The 25,203-nt window shown below is 68.9% G+C and carries 25 protein-coding genes; 13 read left to right on the plus strand and 12 right to left on the minus strand.

Annotation, left to right across the window (positions count from 1 at the left end):
* Window positions 1–105: 105 nt before the first annotated feature.
* The gene (locus tag ACFY5B_RS12360) at window positions 106–1,272 is read right to left on the minus strand and encodes an HpcH/HpaI aldolase/citrate lyase family protein (RefSeq protein ID WP_389968121.1); all 1,167 of its coding nucleotides are present in this window, start codon (window positions 1,270–1,272) and stop codon (window positions 106–108) included.
* Between the two features lie 228 nt (window positions 1,273–1,500).
* Between ACFY5B_RS12360 and ACFY5B_RS12365 the strand changes: the two genes are divergently transcribed.
* Window positions 1,501–2,406: a TerD family protein gene (locus ACFY5B_RS12365; RefSeq protein ID WP_389968123.1), complete on the plus strand. Its 906-nt coding sequence runs from the start codon at window positions 1,501–1,503 to the stop codon at window positions 2,404–2,406.
* Window positions 2,407–2,445: 39 nt separating this feature from the next.
* On the opposite strand, the gene ACFY5B_RS12370 is transcribed toward ACFY5B_RS12365, so the two are convergent.
* The 6 genes from ACFY5B_RS12370 to ACFY5B_RS12395 all read right to left on the minus strand — a co-directional run bounded on the left by ACFY5B_RS12370 (window position 2,446) and on the right by ACFY5B_RS12395 (window position 7,023).
* Window positions 2,446–3,180 (minus strand): Tellurium resistance, encoded by a 735-nt coding sequence (locus ACFY5B_RS12370; RefSeq protein ID WP_389968125.1) that lies wholly within the window; start codon window positions 3,178–3,180, stop codon window positions 2,446–2,448.
* A gap of 130 nt (window positions 3,181–3,310) precedes the next feature.
* Window positions 3,311–4,456, minus strand: a complete 1,146-nt coding sequence (locus tag ACFY5B_RS12375; RefSeq protein ID WP_389968127.1) for a DUF475 domain-containing protein — start codon at window positions 4,454–4,456, stop codon at window positions 3,311–3,313.
* A gap of 125 nt (window positions 4,457–4,581) precedes the next feature.
* On the minus strand, window positions 4,582–5,157 hold the full coding sequence (locus tag ACFY5B_RS12380) for a TerD family protein (RefSeq protein WP_389968129.1): 576 nt from the start codon (window positions 5,155–5,157) through the stop codon (window positions 4,582–4,584).
* 140 nt (window positions 5,158–5,297) lie between these two features.
* Window positions 5,298–5,873 (minus strand): TerD family protein, encoded by a 576-nt coding sequence (locus tag ACFY5B_RS12385; protein WP_031131329.1) that lies wholly within the window; start codon window positions 5,871–5,873, stop codon window positions 5,298–5,300.
* A 146-nt stretch (window positions 5,874–6,019) separates the two neighbouring features.
* Window positions 6,020–6,478, minus strand: a complete 459-nt coding sequence (locus ACFY5B_RS12390; protein WP_389968131.1) for a peroxiredoxin — start codon at window positions 6,476–6,478, stop codon at window positions 6,020–6,022.
* A gap of 107 nt (window positions 6,479–6,585) precedes the next feature.
* Window positions 6,586–7,023, minus strand: a complete 438-nt coding sequence (locus tag ACFY5B_RS12395; protein ID WP_062926619.1) for a DUF3052 domain-containing protein — start codon at window positions 7,021–7,023, stop codon at window positions 6,586–6,588.
* Window positions 7,024–7,441: 418 nt separating this feature from the next.
* Here ACFY5B_RS12395 and aceE point away from each other — a divergent pair, with 418 nt between their 5' ends.
* On the plus strand, window positions 7,442–10,189 hold the full coding sequence (gene aceE / locus ACFY5B_RS12400; RefSeq protein WP_389968133.1) for a pyruvate dehydrogenase (acetyl-transferring), homodimeric type: 2,748 nt from the start codon (window positions 7,442–7,444) through the stop codon (window positions 10,187–10,189).
* 69 nt (window positions 10,190–10,258) lie between these two features.
* Window positions 10,259–11,008 (plus strand): potassium channel family protein, encoded by a 750-nt coding sequence (locus tag ACFY5B_RS12405; protein ID WP_389968135.1) that lies wholly within the window; start codon window positions 10,259–10,261, stop codon window positions 11,006–11,008.
* Window positions 11,009–11,059: 51 nt separating this feature from the next.
* On the opposite strand, the gene ACFY5B_RS12410 is transcribed toward ACFY5B_RS12405, so the two are convergent.
* Window positions 11,060–11,368, minus strand: a complete 309-nt coding sequence (locus ACFY5B_RS12410; RefSeq protein WP_053672151.1) for a small hydrophobic protein — start codon at window positions 11,366–11,368, stop codon at window positions 11,060–11,062.
* Window positions 11,369–11,597: 229 nt separating this feature from the next.
* Window positions 11,598–13,217, minus strand: coding sequence for an MFS transporter (locus tag ACFY5B_RS12415; protein ID WP_389968137.1), 1,620 nt, complete (start codon window positions 13,215–13,217; stop codon window positions 11,598–11,600).
* Between the two features lie 115 nt (window positions 13,218–13,332).
* Here ACFY5B_RS12415 and ACFY5B_RS12420 point away from each other — a divergent pair, with 115 nt between their 5' ends.
* The 5 genes from ACFY5B_RS12420 (at window position 13,333) to ACFY5B_RS12440 (ending at window position 18,263) form a co-directional block, all read left to right on the plus strand.
* Window positions 13,333–13,965, plus strand: a complete 633-nt coding sequence (locus ACFY5B_RS12420; RefSeq protein WP_389968139.1) for a TetR family transcriptional regulator — start codon at window positions 13,333–13,335, stop codon at window positions 13,963–13,965.
* 73 nt (window positions 13,966–14,038) lie between these two features.
* The gene (locus ACFY5B_RS12425; protein WP_389968141.1) at window positions 14,039–15,247 is read left to right on the plus strand and encodes an alpha/beta hydrolase; all 1,209 of its coding nucleotides are present in this window, start codon (window positions 14,039–14,041) and stop codon (window positions 15,245–15,247) included.
* 66 nt (window positions 15,248–15,313) lie between these two features.
* A complete protein-coding gene (locus tag ACFY5B_RS12430; RefSeq protein ID WP_389968503.1) occupies window positions 15,314–16,171 on the plus strand; it encodes a DUF4429 domain-containing protein in 858 nt (285 codons plus the stop codon).
* A gap of 251 nt (window positions 16,172–16,422) precedes the next feature.
* Window positions 16,423–16,788, plus strand: coding sequence for a hypothetical protein (locus tag ACFY5B_RS12435; RefSeq protein ID WP_389968143.1), 366 nt, complete (start codon window positions 16,423–16,425; stop codon window positions 16,786–16,788).
* Window positions 16,788–18,263, plus strand: a complete 1,476-nt coding sequence (locus ACFY5B_RS12440; protein WP_389968145.1) for a hypothetical protein — start codon at window positions 16,788–16,790, stop codon at window positions 18,261–18,263. Before ACFY5B_RS12435 ends, ACFY5B_RS12440 begins: the two co-directional genes overlap by 1 nt.
* Before the next feature lie 11 nt (window positions 18,264–18,274).
* Here ACFY5B_RS12440 and ACFY5B_RS12445 read toward each other — a convergent pair whose 3' ends face one another.
* Window positions 18,275–19,291, minus strand: coding sequence for an aldo/keto reductase (locus ACFY5B_RS12445; RefSeq protein WP_389968147.1), 1,017 nt, complete (start codon window positions 19,289–19,291; stop codon window positions 18,275–18,277).
* On the minus strand, window positions 19,288–19,752 hold the full coding sequence (locus tag ACFY5B_RS12450; protein WP_389968149.1) for a MerR family transcriptional regulator: 465 nt from the start codon (window positions 19,750–19,752) through the stop codon (window positions 19,288–19,290). Before ACFY5B_RS12450 ends, ACFY5B_RS12445 begins: the two co-directional genes overlap by 4 nt.
* 98 nt (window positions 19,753–19,850) lie before the next feature.
* Between ACFY5B_RS12450 and ACFY5B_RS12455 the strand changes: the two genes are divergently transcribed.
* Window positions 19,851–20,321 (plus strand): GNAT family N-acetyltransferase, encoded by a 471-nt coding sequence (locus ACFY5B_RS12455; protein WP_389968151.1) that lies wholly within the window; start codon window positions 19,851–19,853, stop codon window positions 20,319–20,321.
* 18 nt (window positions 20,322–20,339) lie between these two features.
* Window positions 20,340–21,155, plus strand: a complete 816-nt coding sequence (locus ACFY5B_RS12460) for a serine hydrolase domain-containing protein (protein ID WP_389968153.1) — start codon at window positions 20,340–20,342, stop codon at window positions 21,153–21,155.
* On the opposite strand, the gene ACFY5B_RS12465 is transcribed toward ACFY5B_RS12460, so the two are convergent.
* Entirely contained in the window at window positions 21,152–21,820 is a 669-nt protein-coding gene (locus ACFY5B_RS12465; RefSeq protein WP_389968505.1) for a pirin family protein, read from the minus strand. The genes ACFY5B_RS12460 and ACFY5B_RS12465 overlap by 4 nt on opposite strands.
* A gap of 63 nt (window positions 21,821–21,883) precedes the next feature.
* Between ACFY5B_RS12465 and fasR the strand changes: the two genes are divergently transcribed.
* The 3 genes from fasR to ACFY5B_RS12480 all read left to right on the plus strand — a co-directional run bounded on the left by fasR (window position 21,884) and on the right by ACFY5B_RS12480 (window position 25,135).
* Window positions 21,884–23,089, plus strand: a complete 1,206-nt coding sequence (gene fasR, locus ACFY5B_RS12470; RefSeq protein ID WP_389968155.1) for a fatty acid biosynthesis transcriptional regulator FasR — start codon at window positions 21,884–21,886, stop codon at window positions 23,087–23,089.
* An 89-nt stretch (window positions 23,090–23,178) separates the two neighbouring features.
* Window positions 23,179–24,108 carry an ACP S-malonyltransferase gene (locus tag ACFY5B_RS12475; RefSeq protein ID WP_389968157.1) on the plus strand — a complete coding sequence of 310 codons (930 nt, stop codon included), beginning with the start codon at window positions 23,179–23,181 and terminating at the stop codon, window positions 24,106–24,108.
* A gap of 25 nt (window positions 24,109–24,133) precedes the next feature.
* A complete protein-coding gene (locus ACFY5B_RS12480) occupies window positions 24,134–25,135 on the plus strand; it encodes a ketoacyl-ACP synthase III (RefSeq protein WP_389968159.1) in 1,002 nt (333 codons plus the stop codon).
* The last annotated feature ends 68 nt before the right edge of the window (window positions 25,136–25,203 follow it).

The raw sequence follows: 25,203 nt of genomic DNA on the forward strand, positions 1-25,203 counted from the left end.
TCTCGGCCTCTCGGCCCTGTCGGCCCTGTCGGCCCTGTCGGCCTTCTCAAGAATCCCTCGGCTCGGCCCTGCGCCCCCCGCAGGTCCGCGGGTGGCGTCGTGGCGTCAGCCCGGCAATCCCGCCGCCAGCAGTTCCACGAAGCCGATGTCCTGGTTCGCCACGCCGAACACCTCGGCCCGCAGCAGGGTCCGCTCGGCCCAGGCCCGGTGCGGCTTCACCTCGTTCATCTTGTTCGTGTACGCCGATCTCAGCACACCCCCGCCACCGCGCTCGGGGCGCAGGATGTCCTGGGCGTCCGAGAACTCCTCGTGGCTGACGACCGACAGGGCGTGCACCGGCAGGACGTGCGAGGGGTGGATGCAGGTCTTGCCCAGCAGTCCGTTGGCGTGGTCCAGGGAGATCTCCCTCAGCAGGCCGTCCATGGCGTGCTCGATCAGCTTCTCGCGCAGCTCCGCGGCCTGCACCTCCAGGAAGGGGCTCTGCCGCAGCAGCGGCTTGAACATGCGCTCCTGGACCCGGAAGTACTCCCACACCGGCCCCGTGACGGTGAAGCCGGTGCCGTCGGCGCGGCCCAGCATGTTCACCACGTCGGCGATCACGGAGGCGACGATCTGCACGTCGTAGGCCGTCATGTCGGGGCCTCTGCGCAGCCCGTAGGAGGAGCAGAAGTCCGTCACCCCGAGGCGCAGGGCGAGGACGCGGTCGCGGTACTTGTCGACCGCGCGGGAGACGCCCTCCAGGGTCTCCACGCGCGACTCCCGGTAGAGCAGCTCCGGGGACTCCAGCACGGGCATGGCGAAAAGCCGACGGCCGCTCTCACTCTCGGCGGTGGCCAGGGCCTCGAGGAAGGGGATGCCGCGTTCCTCGGTGAACTTCGGCAGCACGAATCCGGACAGCCGGCGGACGGCGGGGCCGAGACGTCGTACCAGGTCGGGTATCTGCTCGGGGGTGCGGACCCGGATGAACAGCAGCGGCAGGTCGGCGTCCGGGAGGTCGTCGAGGGCGGTGAGCTGGCGGACCAGGTTCTCCTCGCCGGGGCCGACATCGGCGTCGTCGATCGAGTCCTCCAGGCACAGCACCATCGAGACCACACCACGCCCGGCCTGCTTGAGGACGTCGTCGGCGAGGCGCGGTCTCGTGGCCGGGCTGTACAGCGTGGCGCCCAGGGCGGCCGCGAGCAGCCGGGCCGGGGAGTCCGGGGTGAAGGCGCACGGCTCGCGGAAGAACAGACGCTTCCGTACCTCAGGGGCGACGTGCCCGAAATGACGCATAAAACTCCCCCGTGGTGATGGTGCGGCCTGCGAATCGATGAAACGTGGCCGGTAATAGTACGTAGATGTCCATGTCACAGGTTCCCATGAGGCATGAATTTCAGGTAACGCGGGCAATCACAGCCAGTACCCGGCCATGACGACGGTAGTCCGCGACGGCCGTCCGCGCCGCTCGTGACCGCGGCCCCCGCGTTGTCGTGAGCAGGACCGAGAGGGCAGGATGACCGCATGACGCACGCCATGCTGAAGGGGTCGAACGTCCCGCTGGAAGCCACCACGGTGCGCGCCGTGCTGCGCTGGACACCGGGGCAGGGGGTTCCGGACGTCGACGCCTCCGCGCTGCTCCTCGGCCCCGACGGCCGTGTGCGCTCCGACGAGGACTTCGTCTTCTACAACCAGCCCCGGCACCCGGCCGGAAAGGTGTGGCGGCTCGGCAAGAAGCGCGTCGCCGAGGGCCTGACCGACACGATCCAGACAGACCTCACCGGTGTCGAGTCGGAGGTCAGCCGGATTCTGCTGGTCGCTTCGGCGGACGGCGTGACGTTCGACCGCGTACAGGCGCTGCGCATTCTGCTGTACGACGCGGCGGCTACCGGTGCCGAGGCGCTGGCGTACTTCGACGTCAAGCCGGAGACGGGCGAGGAGACCGCGCTGATCTGCGGCGAGCTGTACCGCCGCGGGGAGGGCTGGAAGTTCCGGGCGCTGGGCGAGGGCTACTCGAACGGGCTGAAGGGGCTCGCGACCGACTTCGGCATCTCGGTGGACGAGTCGGAGGCCCTGGAGGAGCCGACCACGACGGTCCCCGCGCCGCCCACCACGAACACGCCCGCGCAGCCGACGACCGGCGGTGCCGCGCAGCAGACCCCCGAGGTCTCCCTGCCGCTGCCCCCGGAGCAGCCGAACGCGGTGCCCACGCAGCCCGGCTACGGGTATCCGCAGCAGCCGCCGACCACGCAGCCGGCCTACGGCTACCCGCAGCCCACGAGCCGTCCCGCGTACGGCTACCCCCAGGCACCGGCCGCGGCGGGCGCAGCGGGGGGGCAGACCGGCTACGGCTACCCGCCGGCGGCCACCACGGCCCCCGACCCGGACTTCCACCTGCCGCCGCAGGGTCCGCAGTTCATCGGCCGCTAGCCGGCCGGACCCTGCCCCGGCGTTCGCCGGGTCTTCCGGTCAGCGGTCGACCTTCGTCTTGTAGCCCCGCCCCCACTGGAGTCCCCACCCGTACAGCCGGTCCAGCTCGGCCTGGAAGCCGTAGACGAACTTCGCCTCGCGGCGAACCACGATCTCGTCCTTCACCTTCTCGATCATGACGACGGCGCAGGAGCGGGCCTGCGGCTGGCGTTCGTCGAGGTGGATCTCGATCCGCGGGCCGCTGCTCGGATAGAGCGTCACGCTGGCGTGCGTGCGGTCGAAGGCGGGGGTCTGGTCGTAGATGTAGACGAAGACCAGCAGCCGCTTGATGCTGTCGCGGTGGTCGAGGTTGATGTACATCGTCTCGCCGGACCCGGAGCCGAACCGGTCGTCGCCGCTGAGCTTGACGTACGGCGGGGCGTTGACGTCGCCGTAGTAGCCGCCGAGGGGCTGGACGACGCCCTTGCTGCCGTCCTGGAGTTCGTAGAGGCAGCCGAGGTCGAGGTCGACGTTGACCATGCTCTGGCTGTGCCCGACGACCTCGGGGGGCTTGAGGGCCCGGAAGGGATGGCGCAGCAGGCTCTCGCGCTGGTTTCCGCCGATGTCGGACGTGCGCATCCGCCAGCTGAGGTTGACGCGCAGATGGCCGGTGGCGGCGTCCTGCTTGGTGAGCGATATCTGCGCGCGCCGCTTGGTCAACTCGATCGCGTTCGTCGCCGCGTGGCCCGAGTCGAACTGCACATCGCCACGCCGGAGTCCGTCGAACAGGCCCATTTCCGCCCCCACGTTTCACTCGGAGACCGCAGGTCACCGCCGTACCCACGGTCCATGAAGACCGGCGGGGCGGCCGCCGAGGAGTCCTCGGTGGCCGCCCCGCACAGAGCGTTCCTCGCTCGGAGGGCTGTCACACCCCGGACGAGACCTCAGTCTTCGAGTCCGAGCCGGCGTCTCCCTCGGCCGCCGCGATGGCGCGGTTGCGGCGTACGGAGGACCAGAAGGAGGCACCGATCAGGACGACGCCGATGAGGCCGGTGATGATCTCGTTGATCTCGAACCGGATGGTGACGAGCAGGATCGCGGCGAGCGCACCGATGGCGTAGTGCGCGCCGTGCTCCAGGTAGACGTAGTCGTCGAGGGTGCCCTGGCGGACCAGGTAGACCGTCAGCGATCGGACGTACATGGCGCCGATGCCGAGGCCGAGGGCCATCAGGACGATGTCGTTGGTGATGGCGAAGGCGCCGATCACGCCGTCGAAGGAGAAGGACGCGTCCAGGACCTCGAGGTAGAGGAACATGAAGAACGCGGCCTTGCCGGCCACGACCACCGCGGATTTGGGCTTGCCCTCGCGCGCGGCCTTCTCCTCGGCCTCGTGCTCGCGCTCCTCCTCCTCTTCGAGCTTGTCCTCGAAGTAACCGGAGAGACCGCCCACGATCATGTAGGTGATCAGGCCCGCGATGCCGGAGAGCAGGACGGTCTCCGCCTTGTCGACGTGGGTGCCGCCGTGCTGGTGGGCGTGGGTCGCGAAGGTCATGGCCGAGATCAGCAGGACGATCAGCGCGATGCAGACCGACAGCATGTCGACCTTGCCGAGCTTGGCCAGCGGGCGCTCCAGCCAGCCGAGCCACTTGATGTCCCGGTCCTCGAAGATGAAGTCGAGGAAGATCATCAGCAGGAACATGCCACCGAACGCGGCGATCGCCGGGTGCGCGTCGGTGACCAGCTGCTGGTACTGGTCCTTGTCGGTGAGCGCGAGATCGACGGCCTCGATCGGCCCGAGCTGGGCACTGATCGCGACGATCACGACAGGGAAGACGAGCCGCATGCCGAAGACGGCGATCAGGATGCCGATCGTGAGGAAGATCTTCTGCCAGAAGGCACTCATCTTCTTCAGGATCCCGGCGTTGACCACCGCATTGTCGAAGGACAGCGAGATCTCCAGGACGGACAGGATCGCTACGACGCCGAACGCGGTCCACCCTCCGTAGAGAACCGCTGCGACCAGGCCGAGCGCGGTGACCGCGAACGACCACCCGAAGGTTTTCAGAACCACTGGCTACCCAATCGTGTGTGTACGGGGCTCCCCCGCGCCGTACCCGGCTTTACGAAACTTTGAAGCCGAAGTCTAGTCGTCCCCCCTCAGCACCCCAGTGGGCCCCGGTTTTTGCTCATAACGCGTTATGAGACGTTGACCCCGAAGTCCAGTGCGATGCCCCGCAGCCCCGACGCGTACCCCTGCCCCACGGCCCTGAACTTCCATTCGCCCTGATAGCGATAGAGCTCGCCGAAGATCATCGCGGTCTCCGTGGAGGCGTCCTCGCTCAGGTCGTAGCGGGCGAGCTCCTGGCCGTCGGCCTGGTTGGCCACCCGGATGAAGGCGTTGCTGACCTGGCCGAAGGTCTGGCCGCGCTCGTCGGCCATGTGGATGGAGACGGGGAACACGATCTTGTCGCACTGCGGCGGCACCTTGGAGAGGTCGATCAGGAGCGACTCGTCGTCGCCGTCGCCCTCGCCGGTGAGGTTGTCGCCGGTGTGCTCGACCGAGCCGTCCGGGCTCTTGAGCTGGTTGTAGAAGACGAACCACTCGTCCCCGAGCACGCGCCCGCTGCTGCACATCAGAGCGCTGGCGTCGAGGTCGAAGGGCGCTCCGGTGGTGGAGCGTGCGTCCCAGCCGAGCCCGACCAGCACCTGAGTGAGGTTGGGTACGGCCTTGGACAGGGAGACATTGCCCCCCTTGGCGAGCGTGACGCCCATGATGCTGTCCCTCCCCTTGGGGCCACCGGCCCGATGGTCTTACTGAGGTGGTCCTGCGCGTCCGGCGCCGCACGTAAACCGTGCGGCGCCGGACGAGAAGACCTTCGGGCCCCAGCGTCAGGACCCTTCAGGCGGTCGGTTCAGACGTTCACGCCGAAGTCCTGCGCGATGCCGCGCAGGCCCGAGGCGTAGCCCTGGCCGATGGCGCGGAACTTCCACTCCGCGCCGTGCCGGTAGAGCTCACCGAAGACCATGGCGGTCTCGGTGGAGGCGTCCTCGCTCAGGTCGTACCGGGCGATCTCGGCGCCGCCGGCCTGGTTCACGACGCGGATGAACGCGTTGCGCACCTGGCCGAAGGACTGCTGGCGGGTCTCGGCGTCGTAGATCGAGACCGGGAAGACGATCTTTTCCACGTCGGCCGGGACGGTGGCGAGGTTGACCTTGATCTGCTCGTCGTCGCCCTCGCCCTCACCGGTGAGGTTGTCACCGGTGTGCTCCACGGAGCCGTCCGGGGTCTTGAGGTTGTTGAAGAAGATGAAGTGCTGGTCGTTGCCGACCTTGCCGGAGTTGTTCAGCAGCAGCGCGCTGGCGTCCAGGTCGAAGTCCGTGCCGGTCGTGGTGCGGACGTCCCACCCCAGACCGATGATGACCGCGGTCAGGCCCGGCGCCTCCTTGGTCAGCGATACGTTGCCGCCCTTGCTGAGGCTGACTCCCACGAGTCCTCCATTGGTGTCCAGGGGCGGGATGCCCCGTTGTGCTCGGATGTCGGATCAACGAGTCGATCCTAGTGACGGGTTCCCGCCCCACCCAGGCCCTGAAGCCTGGAATTCAGCGGGTGTCGGGCGCATGCCGCCCGACCGGGTCACAGGGAGTCGAGCGCCTTCACGTAGTCGTTCAGGTCGCGCGCGTCCGGCAGGCCGTTGACGACGGTCCACCGCACGACGCCCTCCTTGTCGATGACGAAGGTGCCGCGCACGGCGCAGCCCTTGTCCTCGTCGAAGACGCCGTAGGCGCGCGAGACGTTGCCGTGCGGCCAGAAGTCGGACAGCAGCGGGTACTCCAGGTTCTCCTGCTCGGCGAAGACGCGCAGGGTGTGGATGGAGTCGTTGGAGACGGCGAGCAGCTCGGTGTCGCGGTCGGAGAACTGCGGCAGGTTGTCGCGCAGCTCGCACAGCTCGCCGGTGCACACCCCGGTGAAGGCGAAGGGGTAGAAGAGCAGCACCACGTTCTTGCGGCCCCGGAAGTCGGACAGCTTCACGGCCGCGCCGTGGTTGTCCTTGAGCTCGAAGTCCGGGGCCTTCTCGCCGGCCTGGATCGCCATCGCTGTGGGTGTCCCTTCGTGGGGCTTCTCGGGTGGGACCACCCTACGCAGGCACCGGGGCAGGCCGATGGGCGGGCCGACAGACGCCGACCCGCCCCGCCGTACGACTAACGCTTGGACTTGGCGGCCTTGGGCGTCGCCAGCCGGCTGCCGCTCCAGTCCTTGCCGACGCTGACGCTCTTGGACGCCGTCAGACCCGCCGTGGTGGCGGCTTCCGAGATGTCGCTCGGCTCCACGTACCCCGAACGCCCGGTCTTCGGCGTCAGGAGCAGGATCGCGCCGCCCTCTTCGATGTACGTGGTGGCATCCACCAGCGCATCCGTCAGGTCGCCGTCGTCGTCACGGAACCACAGCACAACGGCATCGGCCACGTCGTCGTAGTCCTCGTCCACCAGGTCGGCCTCGATGATGCCCTCGATGGCCTTGCGGAGTTCCTGGTCCACGTCGTCGTCGTAGCCGATCTCCTGGACCACCTGCCCGGGCTGGAACCCCAGCCTGGCGGCAGGGTTCGTCCGCTCCTCCGCGTGGTCCGCGGTCGCGCTCACGGGTTGCCTCCTGATCATGTCTTGGGAATAACTCAGCCACGCGCGTGCGCGAAGCATTGGCCGTAGTCCACACGGGCGGGACCGATCGCGCAAGTACCCGGCCGTTCAGACCGCCGAAACGGTGACGATCCTGGCGGTGTCACCGCAACTTCAGGCACACCATCATGGTCCGAGGTGACGCACACCACACCTTTCTGCCCTGTTTGGGCGTTTGGGAATCGTCTGTGGGTACGAGACTCGAAGGTATTCGCCCCATACGTCACGGAGTCGATCTCACGTCTGGGTTACCGATCGGTAGAGATGACGTTTCCCGGCCCTGAGGTGGACCATGGACAGCGGCGCGCCCCCCAGCGACGACGCCCCGGCGACGACAGCGAAACAGCGGCCCTCGCAGGCCCTCTGACAGGTAAGGAACAGCGTGGCTTCCGCATCCGATCGCAACCCGATCATCATTGGCGGCCTTCCGAGTCAGGTTCCTGACTTCGATCCCGAAGAGACCCAGGAGTGGCTCGACTCGCTCGACGCCGCCGTCGACGAGCGCGGCCGCGAGCGGGCCCGCTACCTGATGCTGCGGCTGATCGAGCGGGCCCGCGAGAAGCGCGTGGCCGTGCCGGAGATGCGCAGCACGGACTACGTCAACACCATCCCCACCAAGAGCGAGCCGTTCTTCCCGGGCAACGAGGACATCGAGCGCAAGGTCCTCAACGCCACCCGCTGGAACGCCGCGGTGATGGTCTCCCGGGCCCAGCGCCCGGGCATCGGCGTCGGCGGCCACATCGCCACGTTCGCGTCCTCCGCGTCCCTCTACGACGTCGGCTTCAACCACTTCTTCCGCGGCAAGGACGACGGCCTCGGTGGCGACCAGGTCTTCTTCCAGGGCCACGCCTCGCCGGGCATCTACGCCCGCGCGTTCCTGCTGGACCGGCTCAGCGAGGAGAACCTCGACGGCTTCCGCCAGGAGAAGTCGAAGGCGCCGCACGGTCTGTCGTCGTACCCGCACCCGCGGCTGATGCCGGACTTCTGGGAGTTCCCGACGGTGTCGATGGGCCTCGGCCCGATCGGCGCGATCTACCAGGCGCGGATGAACCGCTACATGCACGCGCGCGGGATCGCGGACACCTCGAAGTCGCAGGTCTGGGCGTTCCTCGGGGACGGCGAGATGGACGAGCCGGAGTCGCTCGGCCAGCTCACGCTCGCCGCCCGCGAAGGCCTGGACAACCTGACCTTCGTCGTCAACTGCAACCTCCAGCGCCTCGACGGCCCGGTGCGCGGCAACGGCAAGGTCATCCAGGAACTGGAGTCGGTCTTCCGCGGCGCCGGCTGGAACGTGATCAAGCTGGTCTGGGACCGCAGCTGGGACCCGCTGCTCGCCCAGGACCGCGACGGCGTGCTGGTCAACAAGATGAACACCACGCCGGACGGGCAGTTCCAGACGTACGCCACGGAGACCGGCGCGTACATCCGCGACCACTTCTTCGGTGACGACCACCGGCTGCGGGCGATGGTCGAGGGCATGACCGACGACCAGATCCTGCACCTGGGGCGCGGCGGCCACGACCACAAGAAGATCTTCGCGGCCTACAAGGCGGCCGTGGAGCACAAGGGCCAGCCGACGGTGATCCTCGCCAAGACGATCAAGGGCTGGACGCTCGGGCCGAACTTCGAGGGCCGCAACGCCACGCATCAGATGAAGAAGCTGACGGTCGACGACCTCAAGCGCTTCCGCGACCGTCTGCACCTGCCGATCCCGGACAAGGAGCTGGAGTCCGGCGTGCCGCCGTACTACCACCCGGGCCGGGACTCGGAGGAGATCCAGTACATGCACGACCGCCGCAAGGGTCTCGGCGGTTACGTGCCCACGCGCGTGGTCCGCTCCAAGCCGCTGGCGCTGCCCGAGGACAAGACGTACGCGACCGTGAAGAAGGGCTCGGGCCAGCAGTCCATCGCGACGACCATGGCCTTCGTCCGGCTCCTCAAGGACCTCATGCGGGACAAGGAGATCGGCAAGCGGTTCGTGCTGATCGCGCCGGACGAGTACCGCACCTTCGGCATGGACTCGTTCTTCCCGAGTGCGAAGATCTACAACCCGCTCGGGCAGCAGTACGAGTCGGTCGACCGTGACCTGCTGCTCGCCTACAAGGAGGCGCCGAACGGCCAGATGCTGCACGACGGCATCTCGGAGGCGGGCTGCACGGCGTCGCTGATCGCCGCCGGCTCGGCCTACGCGACGCACGGCGAGCCGCTCATCCCGGTCTACGTCTTCTATTCGATGTTCGGTTTCCAGCGCACCGGCGACCAGTTCTGGCAGATGGCCGACCAGCTGGCGCGCGGCTTCGTCCTGGGCGCGACCGCCGGCCGTACGACCCTGACCGGTGAGGGCCTCCAGCACGCGGACGGCCACTCCCAGCTGCTGGCGTCCACGAACCCGGGCTGTGTGGCGTACGACCCGGCGTTCGGCTTCGAGATCGCCCACATCGTCAAGGACGGCCTGCGCCGGATGTACGGCGGCTCGGAGGAGCACCCGCACGGCGAGGACGTCTTCTACTACCTGACCGTCTACAACGAGCCGATCCAGCACCCGGCCGAGCCCGAGAACGTGGACGTCGACGGCATCCTCAAGGGCCTCTACCGGTTCAGCGAGGGCACGGCGGGCTCGATCCCGGCGCAGGTCCTGGCGTCCGGTGTCGCGCTCCCCTGGGCCATCGAGGCGCAGCGGATCCTGGCCGAGGACTGGAACGTCAAGGCGGACGTCTGGTCGGCGACCTCCTGGAACGAGCTGCGGCGCGAGGCCGTGGCCTGCGAGGAACACAACCTGCTGCACCCCGAGGAGGAGCAGCGGGTGCCGTACGTGACGCGCAAGCTCGCGGACGCGCAGGGGCCGGTCGTGGCCGTGTCCGACTGGATGCGGGCGGTTCCGGACCAGATCGCGCGCTGGGTGCCGCAGACGTACCAGTCGCTCGGCGCGGACGGCTTCGGCTTCGCCGACACGCGGGGCGCCGCCCGGCGGTTCTTCCACATCGACGCGCAGTCGATCGTGGTGGGCGTGCTGACCGAGCTGGCCCGTGAGGGCAAGGTCGACCGGTCCGTGCTCAAGCAGGCCATCGACCGCTACCAGCTGCTCGACGTGTCGGCCGCCGACCCGGGGGCCGCGGGCGGCGACGCGTAGGACGTCGAGGGCGTTCCCGTGGGGCGGCACCCGAGAGGTGCCGCCCCACGCGTTTCCTACCATGCTTCCATGACGCTCCCGATGACCGCCTCGACCACTCTGGCCCGTTGGGAGCGGCGTACCCAGGGCCCGCTGCTGGCGCTGGCCGTGCTGTTCGCGATCGCCTACGCCATACCGATCGTGGCCCCGAGGGCTCCGCAGGACCTGCTCACCGCCTGCCATGTCGCCAACTGGGCGGTGTGGGCCGCTTTCGCCGCCGACTATCTGGTCCGCCTGTGGCTGGCCGAGGACCGGCTGCGGTTCGTGCGCGGCAATCCGCTGGCGCTGCTGGCCGTGGTGCTGCCGCTGGCCCAGCCGCTGCGGCTGCTGAAGCTGGTGTCGATGCTGTTCCTCGCCGGGCAGCGGGCGCGGATGGCGTCGCAGGTACGGGTCACCACGTACGTGGCGGGGTCGTGTCTCGGACTGCTCGTCTTCGGTGCGCTGGCCGTGCTGGAGGTGGAACGGGACCAGCCCGGTGCCTCCATCCACACCCTCGGGGACGCGGTCTGGTGGGCGTTCACCACGATGACCACCGTGGGGTACGGGGACATGGCACCGACCACCGGCCTGGGGCGGATGCTCGCGGTCGGGCTGATGCTGTCCGGGATCGCGCTGCTGGGTGTGGTGACGGCGAACATCGCCGCCTGGTTCATCGCCCGCTTCGACAAGGACGACGTCGAGGAGCGGCGGCAGACCGAGGCGATCCGGGAGCTGACGGAGGAGGTGCGGGCGCTGCGGGGGGAGTTGGCGGAGCTCAAGGGGACCCGGGTGGAGCAATGAGAGGGCCCCCGGCCGGGAGGCCGGGGGCTCTTCCCACACTCTTCACCCGGGTCAGAACATGCCGATGCCCGGTGTGGCCGCTCCGGACAGCCAGATGATGGCCAGGAGCGTGTCGATGGCGCCCAGGACCAGGGCGACGACGGCCGCGGTGGGGCGGGAGCCCGACCACGCGCGGCCCATGGCGAGCCAGCCGCAGACCATCGCGGCGGGACCGAGAACGATCCCCAGCACGAAGAAGCCTGCAACGGCGCAGATGACTCCGATGAGTCCGAGCGTCGCGCGATCCGTCCCGGCCCGTGACCACGTCCGGCCACGTGAGCGGGGGTGCCTGCGCGTACCGTGTCCGAAGCTCGCCATCATCAACTCCCGTAAACCCTCGATCGGTTGGGGTTCTCTTCGGGTATGACATGGCGGGTACCCCGTCGGTGCGGGTTAATCCCGCTGCCTGCGCGCCACCCCCCTCCGGCAGCGCGCCGCAGCGTCCGTCCTCCAGCCCTGCGGAGGACTTGACCCACTGTGACCTGCGGCGCGTGCCGGAGGGGAGGGTTCGGCGGTTGTGTTCACCCTGATGAGGGAACGAACCGCACCGTCAGATGTGCGCCGCGCCCGCGCCGGCTTCCGCGTTCTCACCGCGCTTGGTGAGGAACGCGACGAACACGGCGACGGCCGCCACGCCCGCGGCGGTCAGGGAGGCCAGGCTCATACCGTCGATGAACGTGGTGTGCGCGACTTCGGTGATCTTCGCGGCGATCTGCTCGGGCGTTCCCGCGGGCACCGGGGCGATGCCCTGCTGGACGACCAGCTTCGCCTGCTCGGACTGGGCCGGGTCGAGCGGAGGCAGCCCCGCACCCGCCCAGTTGCCGGCGAATTCGCTGTCGACCTTGGATGCCATGACCGCGCCCAGCACGGCCGTGCCGAGGCTGCCGCCGATCTGCATGGCGGCCTGCTGGAGACCGCCCGCGACACCCGAGAGCTCCATCGGGGCGTTGCCGACGATGACTTCGGTCGCGCCGACCATGACCGGCGCGAGGCCGAGGCCGAGAAGGGCGAACCAGACGGACATGACGCCGCTGCCCGTGTGGGGGTCCAGGGTGGACATGCCGTACATGGCGATCGCGGTGAACGCCATGCCGCCCGCCAGCGGGATACGCGGGCCGAACTTGGTGATCATCACGCCGGCGAGCGGCGAGCCGACGATCATCATTCCGGTGAGCGGCAGCAGGTGCAGACCCGCGTCGATCGGGCTCATGCCGTGCACGTTCTGGAGGTAGAACGTCACGAAGAACAGGCCGCCCATGAAGGCGATGGCCATCAGGACCATGAGGACGACTCCCGCCGACAGCGGGACGGAGCGGAACAGCGCCAGCGGGATCAGCGGCTCCTTCACCTTCGTCTCCCACACGGCGAAGAGCCCGAAGCCGACGAGCGAAGCGACGATGAACGCCCAGGTCTTCAGGTCGCCCCAGCCCCACTCGGGGGCCTTGATCAATGCCCAGACGAGGCAGAACATCGCGGCGGACAGCAGGGCGATGCCCAGCAGGTCGAAGGAGCGCGGGGCGTTCTCGGCGCGGTGGTCGAGCAGGATCAGCACACCGAGGACGACGGCGAGGACACCGACCGGCACGTTGATGAAGAACACCGACTGCCAGTTGACGTGCTCGACGAGCACACCGCCGAGGATCGGGCCGCCCGCGGTGGACGCGCCGATGACCATGCCCCAGATGCCGATGGCCATGTTCAGTTTCTCGGCCGGGAAGGTGGCCCTCAGCAGGCCGAGCGCGGCCGGCATCAGCAGCGCGCCGAACAGGCCCTGGAAGACGCGGAAGACGATGACCGCCGTGATGCCCTTGGACAACCCGATGGCGGCCGAGGAGGCGGCGAAGCCCGCCACGCCGATGAGGAAGGTCTGCCGATGACCGAAACGGTCACCGAGCTTTCCGGCGGTGATCAGAGAGACAGCGAGGGCGAGGAAGTAGGCGTTGGTGATCCACTGGAGATCCGACCATGAGGCCCCCAGGTCCTTGCCGATCGCCGGGTTGGCTATGGCCACGATGGTGCCGTCGAGGGCCACCATCATGACCCCCACAGCGACGGTGATGAGGGTGAGCCAGGGGTGCCCTCGCAGGCCCTTGCCCGGCGTCGCGTCCGGCGGATCCGCCGGTGCCCCGCCCCCCGACCCCGTCTTGTCGATGGTGGTCTGACTAGTCATACCGGGAGGTTAGTGTCAGCCACTGACAGTTGACAAACCGATTCACTAGTCGGTAACTGACACGACATCTCCGTATAGCCTGAGCTGGGCAAACACTGCAGACGAGAGGCCTGACTTGAACCTGCGCGAACGCAAGAAACGGCGCACCCGGGACGCACTGCTGCGGGCCGCGCTGGAGCTCTTCGCCACGCGCGGGTACGAGGAGACGACCGTCGACGACATCGCCGCCGCCGTGGACGTCTCGCAGCGCACCTTCTTCCGCTACTTCGCCGGCAAGGAGGAGACGGCGTTCTTCGTGCCGCGCCTCGCGGAGACGCTCGTCGTCGAGGCCCTGCGCACCCGCCCGCCGGACGAGGCGCCGCTGGAGGCGCTGCGCCGGTCCGTGCTGGAGAGCTGGGACGCGATCAACGAGGCCGTCGTGGAACTCGTGCCGCTCGAGCTCCACATGCGCGTCTACCGGGTGATCGAGTCGACGCCCGCGCTGCTCGCCGCCCATCTGCGGCGGTCGGCGGAGCTGGAGGAGCAGCTCGCGCGCATCATCGCCGAGCGCGAGGGGCTCGACGTGGACCTGGACCCCCGGCCGAGGATCGTCGTCGCGCTCTTCGGCGGGGTGATTCGTGTCACCGAACGCTTGTGGTCCACGGGGGACGACGTCACCCTCGACGGAATGCGCCAACTCACCACGACATACCTGGATCAGGTGGGTCCCGCACTGGCCGGAAACTGGCGTGCGGAGCAGTCCCCTTAGCCTCTCCATCGAAACGTGATCCCGGTCACTTGGTTAACGCGAGACCCTCTCGTTCTCCTAGTGTGTCCTTTCAGTGACTTCCTTCGACACCTCCCCGCAACTGAACGTCTGGCGCGCACTGCTCGCTCTGGCCGTCGTGTTCGTGATGCTGGCGACCACCGGCTGGACGGCCCTGCGCACTCAGCGGGGCGCCACGCCGCTCCAGGCCTCGCTCTCCGCCTGGGAGCACGGCCGGATCGGCGGGCACCGGCTGCCGGACCCGCAGTCCGAGCCGGCGAAGCTGGCCCGCTTCTTCTCCTCGCTCACCGAGCAGGACCGTTCGACGCTGGTCCGCAAGTACTCGCTCGCGGTGGGCAACATGAACGGCGCGCCGGTCGAGCTGCGCTACCGCGCCAATCACCTCGCGCTCGCCCAGGCACACAAGGTCGAGCGGGAACGCATGCACGACAAGCGCCTCACCCCGGCCGGGCAGCACGAGGCGGGCCGCAGGATGCACCGCTTCGAGGACCTCATGGAGCAGGGCCGGCACATCCTGGCCTTCGACCCGGACGGTTCGGGCCGGGTGGCGGAGGTCTTCGGCAACCTGCGCAGGGCGGAGCGGGTCTCGGTCGTCGTCCCCGGCGTCGACACCGACCTGCTGACCTTCCAGCGCACCCACCGCAAGTACTCCGCGCCCGTCGGCATGGCCAAGTCCCTGTACGCGGCCGAGCGGCAGGTGAGCCCGTCGACCCGGACGGCCGTGATCGCCTGGGCCGACTACACGGCGCCCAGCGGACTCGGCATCGACTCGGCCACGGCGATGCGCGCCGAGGAGGGTGCCGTACGGCTGAACGCGCTCGTGCGGGCCCTGCCGGGCAAGTCGCCGGTCTCGCTGTTCTGCCACAGCTACGGCTCCGTGGTGTGCGGCGTCGCCGCGCACTCGCTGCCGGGCCGGGTGTCCGACATCGCGGTGGCCGGCAGCCCCGGCATGCGCGTCGAGAAGGCCGCCCAGCTGCACACCACCGCCCGGGTGTGGGCGATGCGGGACTCCGACGACTGGATCCAGGACGTGCCCTATCTGGAGGTCGGCGGACTGGGCCACGGAGCCGATCCGGTGTCCGCCGGGTTCGGCGCGCGGGTGCTGTCGGCGGCGGGCGCGAAGGGTCACGCGGGCTATTTCGAGCCCGGAACGGCAAGTCTGTTCAATTTCGCAGAGATCGGCGTCGGCGCATACCGCTCGGTGCACTGCGCGCACGAAGACGGCGTCTGCCGTACCGGTATGTCCGGCACGGCGGCGGCCTGACGCGCGTAGAGGCGCAGAAATTGCGGTCTGCTCGGGAGGGGGACGGAGGAGCGCGTGCCGCATACGATGAGCCGCATGGGTGACGTACTGGCCGGATTGCATGCCGCCTGGGAGTTCGAGTCCGACTCCGTGCTCATCCGCTACGAACGGGGGATTCGAACACCCAAGCTCTTCCAGGCCCTCGGGGAACGTCGCGTGCCCCTGGAGGCGATCGCCGGGGTGACCCTGACCCACGGGAAGCGCGGCACGGTCGTGCTGCGCGTCGAGCCGCGCCCCGGGGCGGATCCGTTGCTGGAGGCGGCCGCCGGGCAGCTCAAGGAGAACGTCGACCCCTACCGGCTGGTGCTGCCCGCCGAGCGGGAGGTCCTCGCGGAGTACTACGCGGACGAACTGCGGGGTCTGCTGACGGAGTCCGGCCCGGCCGACCGGTTCCTGGTGAAGGCGCCCGAGGGGCCGCTGTCGTTCAAGGCGTACGACGGGAAGGCGACCTTCGACGGACGCACCGTGAACTTCCGGTGGTTCTGGACGGGGGCGTCGTCGGCGAAGTGGAAGGCCGGCGACCAGAGCTTCTCCGTCGGCGAGCTGAACGGCGTCGAGTGGCGGTCGCCGGAGGTCTTCGAGGGGCATTTGCGGCTTTTGCTCCGGGATGCGGGGGCATCGGGGACGCAGGCCGATCAGGATCCCGCGGCAGTGGTGTTCGGGCTGGGGTACGGCCCTGTACACGAGTCGCTGCCGTTCGCGGCGGCCGTGCTGGCCGCGGTGCGGACGTCCAGTCCGGTGCCGGCCGTGCCGGCCGGCGGGCCGCGTCGGGATCCCGCGGACATCGCCGAGCGGATTCGTCACCTGGGTGAGCTGCATCAGGCCGGGCTCGTGACGGATGAGGAGTTTTCGGTCAAAAAGGCCGAGTTGCTGGCGGAGCTTTAGCGTGTACGGGGTGCCACGTGGCCCTGCCTCGTCAGACACGACCTGAAGGCCGACCCGCGCCGGCCACCGGGCACGCCGCCGAACGGCCGGCTTCCGACGCGTTCCCCGTCCGCCGGGACATGGCGGCCAGTCGTATGCCAGGCAACCAATCCAGACACATGTTCCACTTTTCCGACCATCCGGACAGGTGCTGTTCGTAACACCTACGATGGCGCCACCAGGCCGGGGATATCGGGGGAAAGGTGTCGGGAGTGCAGGATCCGCACGAGCGTGCAGAGTTGACGAGGTTGCTGGACAAGGATGTCGACGAACTGCTCGTTCTCTTGGCGCTGTCCGACCCGGACCACGCCGAAACGATGTTCTCGGCCGAGGAGGCGAGGAACGAAGGGCGACGCCGCTTTCAGCAGTTGACGCCCCTCCTGCACCAACGCATCTGCACCGAATGGCGCTACTGCGAGAAGAAGGCGAACGGAGCCTTCAACGACAACATCGAGGTCGCCGTCGCGGTGGCCGACCTCATCACCACCGTGGTGGGCGGCCTGCCGGTATCGGTCGTCACCGCCCTCATCGTGAAGCGCGGCCTGAACCGACTCTGCGGATGCGCCGGTGCCGGTTGATGGGCCCGCAGCACCTGAGCGGGAGTTACCAGCCACCCACGGACCACTTACGCTTCAATCTCCGCATACCTGACGAGTTCCCTTTCATCGACTACGAGGTGCGTGGAGTCGATGACATTCCGGACCGCGCCGTGCTCATCGAGGAGTTTCTTCACCGTTGTCAGTGGGCAGCGACGCCATTCGGGCTGGTCTATCGAACCGCCGCCCTGGTACAGACGCGGATCGGTCTGCGCATTCTCAGCACGCTCGCGGCCGATCCCTCTCTCCGGTTGCCCACGCCGTGGTACGGGTCCGACTCAAGGAGCCTCGCCGCGCCCCTCGCGGGTGATCTGCGCACCATCAACGCGTTGGAGACACTCAAGAGATTTCTGCTCGGCGTACCGCTTGGTCGCCCTCTCGATGAGTTCAAGCCTGCTGTCGAAGCGGCGCGGCAGGCGCTGATTCGCCTTTCCCCACTGTCGTTCGGGAACTTCGAATCATGGAGCCCGGAGAACGTCACGTATCGGCCCGATGGGAGGCCGATCATGGAACGTACGACGCGCGGCATCATGGAGAGTCACGCGTCCGCGTATGCGATCGAACTTCTGCGGTCGTGTTCCGCGACAGCTGCCGCGCCATGGCTCGACGACTACAGCCGGCGCAACAGAGTGAACCTGTACAAGGCCCTCGATGAGTTGACTCAGGCCGCCCGGCTTTCGCTGCGACAACTGCCGGAGCTCGACACCCGATGCCTGCTGCAGCTGGCGGACCTGGCGATCGGTGAGCAGTTCGCCGACATCCCGGGCCTTCCACCGCCGTCCGATTACATCGAGAGCATGTTGCCGTACTCGCGGTACGAAACGGCGCTCAAGGACGTGGCGTTGTCTGCGGATGCCCTCGCGATGATGGAGGAACAAGGCCCTGAGACGTACGCCGACATGGACGACGCGCTGAGGCTGCGAGTGATCATGCGCAATGCGCTGACCATCAGGGGCCAGGCCTCCGCCCTGCTCGGTACACCCGTCATGTCAAGGCGTCCTGTGATGTTGGGCAATGCCGCCGCTGCCCGGAAGTGGGGTGAACGGGAAGCGAGTGATCTGTTGACGGACGGTGATCTGCGATTCCTTGAACAATCGCTCGTCGGAGGCTTGACTCACACCGCTGTCCGCTTCTTCCTGATTCAGGCAGAGACAAAGACAGACACCGTCCTTTTCGAACCCACCGTCGAACGCTTCACTCTATTGACCCGCATGTGCGACTGGCCCGTCGTGGAGTACGCCGATGGGCTGGAGGTTTTCCTGTGTGACGCGATGGCCGACCCCCGGCCTGTGGTGGTCGGCCAGATCACGGTGTTCGAGGTTGTCAGGGCGGTCCGTATGCTCCTGAGGCAGGCGTGCACTCGCCTCGATGACGACGCTTGGAGGCTCAGCGTCTTCCAACGACCTCTCACGGAGGTCGCCGGCGCCCGCATTGATCAGCTGGTTTCCTTGACGTAGAACCCCGAGGTCTACTCCCTGCCTGCCGAAGTGAAAGCCATGTCCGCGTAGCGGGTGCCTGCCACCTGGGCCGCTATGCCGTCCAGGAGGTCCAGTTCCTCGTCCGTCAGGACGATCCTGGTCGCCGCCGTGTTCTCCTCCACCCGGGTGGGCTTGCGGGTGCCGGGGATCGGGATGACCGGGAGGTCGTGGACCGTCGCCTGCTGCTGGGCCCAGGCCAGGGCGATCTGACCGAGGGTCGCGTCATGGGCCTTCGCCACCGAGCGGATCAGCTCCAGCAGCGTCGCGTTCGCCGTGGCGTTGTCGCCCGTGAAGCGGGGCTGTTGGCGGCGGAAGTCACCGGCGGTCAGATCCTGGTCGGCATCGGTGAAGGAGCCGGTGAGGAAGCCCCGGCCGAGAGGTGAGTACGCGACGAGGGCCACGCCCAGCTCACGGGCCGCGGGGACGACGTGCGTCTCGATGTCACGGCTGAACAGCGACCACTCCGACTGCACGGCCGCGATGGGGTGGACGGCGTGGGCGGCCCGCAGTTCACCGGCCGTGACCTCGCTCAGACCGAGGTGCTTGACCTTGCCCTCGCGGACCAGGTCGGCCATGGTGCCGACGCTCTCCTCGATCGGCACGTTCACATCACGCCGGTGCATGTAGTAGAGGTCGATGGCCTCGACGTCCAGGCGCTTCAGACTCGCCTCGACGGCCTGGCGGATGTAGGGCGGGTCGTTGCGCACGACGCGGCGCGTCGGGTCGTCCGGTGGGATCGACAGGGCGAACTTGGTGGCTATGACGACCTCGTCGCGGTGGGCCTTGAAGAACGGCGCAAGGAACCGCTCGTTCTCACCGGCGCCGTACGCGTCGGCCGTGTCGTACAGGGTGACGCCGAGTTCGAGCGCCCGCTCCAGGGTGGCCCGGGACGCGTCGGCGTCCGAGGGGCCGTAGCCGAAGCTCATTCCCATGCAGCCCAGGCCTTGGACGCTCACCTCGGGACCGTGGTCGCCGAGCTTCGCCGTCGTGATCCTGCCGTCCGTCATCGGGACCTCTCCGACGCCAGGGCACGCCCGGCGTCCGCGTAGAAACTGATCTTCCGGTCGAGCACGGCGAGCGTGCCGCGGAGTTCGTCGATCCGGGCCAGGACGTCCTCGCGGGTCGTCTTCAGCAGCTCGAAGCGCTCGACGTAGGTGTGGTCGCCCTCGCGCACCAGTTCCGCGTACCGGACCATGTCCGCGACCGGCATGCCCGTCAGACGGAGCTTGCCGACCAGGTCGAGCCAGTCGAGGTCGCGGTTGGTGTAGCGGCGCTGACCGGTGTGGGACCGGTCGATGTGCGGCATCAGGCCGATGCGCTCGTACCAGCGCAGGGTGTGTGCCGTCAGCCCGGTGAAGGCGACGACCTCGCTGATCGTGTAGTGGTCGTCGCCGTCCGGGCGCCGATTCTGCTGCGGCAGGCCGGCACAGGTGTCGGTCCTGCTCCCCGTGGTCTCCATCACCGTCATGGCCCCCACGCTAGAACCTTGGAGTGCACTCCAAGCAAGCGCCGACGGTAAGAAATCGGCAGGACGTTTCCTGATCCGTCTGGTTAGCGTACGGACTCATGAGTGTTGTACGCCGCGCCCTGCCCGAGGACGCCGAGGAAGTCCTCCGGCTGCGCCAAATCATGATCGACTCGGTGTTCGCCTCCGACCCCTCCATCGCCTGGCACGGGGAGTCGCTCCCCACCCTGAGGGCCAAACTGGGCGATTCGCAAGGGGACTTCACGGCGTTCGTCGTCGACCACCCGGAGCGGCCGGGGACGCTGGCCTGTTTGGTGGCCGGGACGATCGACTACCGCATCGGCAAGGCCGGCGACCCGCAGGGCATGGTGGGCTTCGTGTTCAGCGTCGCCACCGACCCGGACGCCCGGCGGCGTGGTTACGCGCGGGCCTGCATGAACACGCTGCTGGAGTGGTTCCGCGAGCGCGGCGCCCGGCGCGTGCAGCTCACCGCCTCGCCGGAGGCCGAGCCGCTGTACATCTCCCTCGGTTTCCGTCCCAAGCCCGACCCTTTGCTGGAGCTCGCGCTCTGAGCGCATAGGCTCGAACGCATGTCGCTGAAGAGCCTCGCCTTGATCGAGAACTGGCCGGTTCCCACCGCTGCGGCGGGTGCCGTACGAGCGGATGGCACCGTCCTCGGCACCCACGGACCGGCCGGGCAGCGGTTCCCGCTCGCGTCGGTGACCAAGCCGCTGGCCGCCTACGCGGTGCTGGTCGCGTACGAGGAGGGCGCCATCGAGTTCGACGAGCCGGCGGGTCCCGCCGGGTCGACGGTCCGGCACCTGCTCGCGCACACCTCGGGCCTCGCCTTCGACGAGCACAAGGTCACGGCCCCTCCCGGGGAGCGGCGGCTGTATTCCAACGCCGGCTTCGAGCAGTTGGGCGACCACATCGCGAAGGCCACCGACATCCCGTTCGCGGAGTACCTCCGGCAGGCCGTGCTGGAGCCGCTGGGCATGACCTCGACGGCACTGGAGGGCTCTCCGGCGAAGGACGGGGTGTCGACCGTGGAGGACCTGCTGCGCTTCGCCGCCGAGGTGCAGGCGCCGCGGCTGCTGGATCCGCGTACGGTCGCCGAGGCGATGACCGTGCACTACCCGGGCACCAAGGGCGTCCTGCCGGGGTACGGCCACCAGAACCCCAACGACTGGGGGCTCGGGTTCGAGATCCGCGACTCCAAGTCGCCGCACTGGACGGGCTCCTCGTCCTCACCGCGCACCTTCGGGCATTTCGGGCAGTCGGGTACGTTCCTGTGGGTCGACCCGGACGCGGGAGCGGCCTGTGTGGCGCTGACGGACCGGGCGTTCGGGCCGTGGGCGATCGAGGCGTGGCCGGCGTTCACGGATGCGGTGCTGGCGGAGCTCTAGAACCGGCCGGGCCCCTCGGTCATCTCCCAGATCAGCAGCTCCGTGTCGGTCACGCCCTCGGCCTCCAGGCCCTTGACGTCCGTGATCCGGGCCGCGTCACCCGCCGCCAGTTCGGTGCCGTCCAGGCGTAGGGCACCGCGTACGACATGGACGTACGCGTACGCCCCGTCGGGTACCGCCGTCCGTTCCCCGGGCCCCAAGCGCCGCACGTGCAGCATCGCTCCGGCCTCGGGGACGGCGTAGGGCGTCGAGTCGGCGATGCCGTGGACGACCTCGTAGGACGGGACGCCGCCGGGGCTGAGCGGGGCCAGCCACATCTGGATGAAGGTCAGGGGCTCCGGGCCGTCGTTGCGCTCCACGTGCCGCACGCCGCCGGCCGAGCTGAGCCGCTGCACGTCCCCGTGGCGTACGACCGACTCGTGCCCGGTGGAGTCCCGGTGGGTCAGCTCACCCTCCACCACCCACGTCACGATCTCGGTGTGGCTGTGCGGATGCTCGTCGAAGCCCGCCCCGGGCGCCAGTCGCTCCTCGTTGCACGCGAGCATCCCACCGAAACGGAGGTTGTCCGGGTCGTAGTGGGGCCCGAAGGAGAAGGCGTGCCACGTCTCGATCCCTGCGGTCGCGTCCCCTCCGGGGTAGCGCTCACCCGCGCGCCGTACGTCCATCACGTGGTCCACCGTAGACCCCGGCGGCCCACCTTCCCGTCCGGATAAGGCAGTCTTGTCCCCGTGCCCGAACCCGAAACCAGCAAGAACGAAGCCGCAGCCCACGACGCCCATCCGCATGCCGCGACGCTGAAGCGGCTGGAGAAGTCGTCCGGATCGCTCGCCGCGCAGGCCATCGCGCGGATGGACGAGACGCTGCCCTGGTACCGGGCCATGCCCCCGGAGAACCGTTCCTGGATCGGTCTGGTCGCGCAGGCGGGTATCGCCGCGTTCACCGAGTGGTTCCGGCATCCGGACGCCCCGCAGGCCATCTCCACCGACGTGTTCGGCACCGCGCCGCGCGAGCTGACCCGGGCGATCACCCTGCGCCAGACCGTGGAGATGGTGCGCACCACCATCGAGGTCATGGAGAGCGCGATCGACGAGGTCGCGGCCCCCGGCGACGAGCGGGTGCTGCGCGAGGCGCTGCTCGTCTACGCCCGGGAGATCGCCTTCGCCACGGCCCAGGTGTACGCCCAGGCCGCCGAGGCGCGCGGTGCCTGGGACGCCCGGCTGGAGTCCCTGGTCGTGAACGCCGTGCTCAGCGGCGAGGCGGACGAGGGTGCCGTGTCCCGGGCCGCCGCCCTCGGGTGGAACTCGCCGGAGCACGTGTGCGTGGTGCTCGGGACGGCGCCCGACGGGGACAGTGAACTGACCGTCGAGGCCATACGGCGCGCGGCCCGGCACGCCAAGCTCCAGGTGCTCACCGGCGTGCTCGGCGACCGGCTGGTCGTCATCGCGGGCGGCAGCGACAACCCGCTGGCCGTCGCCAAGTCGCTCATCGGCCCGTTCGCGGCCGGGCCGGTCGTGGCGGGCCCGGTGGTGCCCGACCTGCAGGCCGCGACCCGGTCCGCACAGGCCGCCGCGGCGGGGCTGAAGGCGTGTTCCGCCTGGCAGGACGCCCCGCGCCCGGTCCTGGCCGACGACCTGCTCCCGGAGCGGGCCATGGCCGGGGACCCCTCGGCCCGGGAGCAACTGGTGGAGGAGATCTACAGACCGCTGGAGGAGGCCGGGGCCGCGCTCCTGGAAACCCTCAGCGTCTATCTCGAACAGGCGAGCAGTCTCGAGGGCGCCGCCCGGATGCTGTTCGTCCATCCCAACACCGTCCGCTACCGGCTTCGACGTGTGACTGACGTCACCGGTTGGTCACCCTCCGATGTACGCTCTGCGTTCACCCTGCGGATCGCACTGATCCTGGGGCGTCTGGTCGATGGAGATCCTCAGCCCTAAGGTTTTGTGGAGGCTCGACAAAACCCCTCCGTGTTCTTCGTCCCTGTCCCCACGGGCGGTTGTGCCCGTCACCAAGAGAGAGTGTGAGAGTGCTCGTACTCGTCGCTCCCGGCCAGGGCGCTCAGACGCCCGGCTTCCTGACTGAATGGCTCGACCTCCCCGGTGTTCGCGGTGCCCTCGAGGCCTGGTCGGACGCCGCGGGACTCGACCTGATCCGTTACGGCACCGAGGCCGACGCGGAGGAGATCCGCGACACCGCGGTGGCGCAGCCGCTGCTGGTCGCGGCCGGACTCGCGTCCGCGAACCTGCTGTTCGACGACCCGGCCGAGCTCGCGCAGAAGGTCGGCGCGATCGCCGGTCACAGCGTCGGCGAGATCACCGCGGCGTCGCTCGCCGGAGTCCTCCCCCACGAGGAGGCGCTCCGCCTGGTCCGCACCCGCGGGCTCGGCATGGCCGAGGCCGCCGCGGTCACGGAGACCGGCATGGCGGCACTGCTGGGCGGCGACCCCGCCGTGACGGTTCCGCACCTGGAGAAGCTGGGCCTGACCCCGGCGAACATCAACGGCGCGGGCCAGATCGTCGCGGCCGGCACCAAGGAGCAGCTCGCCGCTCTGGAGGCCGACAAGCCCGAGGGCGTGCGCAAGGTCGTCGCGCTGAAGGTCGCCGGCGCTTTCCACACGCACCACATGGCCCCCGCGGTCGACACGCTGGCCAAGGCCGCCGAGGCCCTGGCGCCCGGCGACCCGAAGGTCACCTACGTCTCCAACAAGGACGGCCGGACCGTCGCCGCCGGCAGCGAGGTGCTGGACCGCCTGGTCGGCCAGGTCGCCAACCCGGTCCGCTGGGACCTGTGCATGGAGACCTTCAAGGAGCTCGGCGTCACGGCCCTGGTCGAGCTGTGCCCCGGTGGCACCCTCACCGGCCTCGCCAAGCGGGCCCTGCCCGGGGTGAAGACGCTGGCCCTGAAGTCCCCCGCCGACCTCGACGCGGCTCGCGAGCTCATCGCCGAGCACGCCTGACCGCCGCCCCCAAGGAGCCGACCGCATGGCGAAGATCAAGCCCAGCAAGGGCGCCCCGTACGCGCGCATCCTCGGCGTCGGCGGCTACCGCCCGACCCGGGTCGTGCCGAACGAGGTGATCCTCGAGACGATCGACTCGTCCGACGAGTGGATCCGCTCGCGCTCCGGCATCGAGACCCGGCACTGGGCGAACGACGAGGAGACGGTCGCCGCGATGTCGATCGAGGCGTCCGGCAAGGCGATCGCCGACGCCGGGATCTCCGCCGAGCAGATCGGCGGCGTGATCGTCTCGACCGTCTCGCACTTCAAGCAGACCCCTGCCGTCGCCACCGAGATCGCCGACAAGCTGGGCACCGCCAAGGCCGCCGCCTTCGACATCTCGGCCGGCTGCGCGGGCTTCGGCTACGGCCTCACCCTCGCCAAGGGCATGATCGTCGAGGGTTCGGCCGAGTACGTCCTGGTGATCGGCGTGGAGCGGCTGAGCGACCTGACCGACCTGGAGGACCGGGCGACGGCCTTCCTGTTCGGCGACGGCGCGGGCGCGGTCGTCGTGGGCCCGGCCAAGGAGCCCGCCATCGGCCCCACCGTCTGGGGCTCCGAGGGCGACAAGTCCGAGACGATCAAGCAGACCGTGCCGTGGACGGACTACCGTTCCGGCGAGGTCGCCAAGTTCCCCGCCATCACGCAGGAGGGCCAGGCGGTGTTCCGCTGGGCCGTGTTCGAGATGGCGAAGGTCGCCAAGGAGGCGCTGGACGCCGCCGGCATCTCCGCGGAGGAACTGGATGTCTTCATTCCGCACCAGGCCAACGAGCGGATCATCGACTCGATGGTGAAGACTCTCAAGCTGCCGGAGTCGGTCACGGTCGCACGTGACGTACGCACCACCGGCAACACCTCGGCCGCCTCGATTCCGCTCGCGATGGAGCGGCTCCTGGCGACCGGCGAGGCGAAGAGCGGCGACACCGCGCTCGTCATCGGCTTCGGGGCGGGTCTCGTCTACGCCGCGACTGTCGTTACCCTCCCCTAGGCACTCCGTGCCGGATCATGCGATCCGGCACGGGAGGAAACACCTGCCACACCCTCTGGATATCTACG

It is taken from the genome of Streptomyces sp. NPDC013187, assembly GCF_042899705.1.
Lineage (GTDB): Bacteria > Actinomycetota > Actinomycetes > Streptomycetales > Streptomycetaceae > Streptomyces > Streptomyces hawaiiensis_A.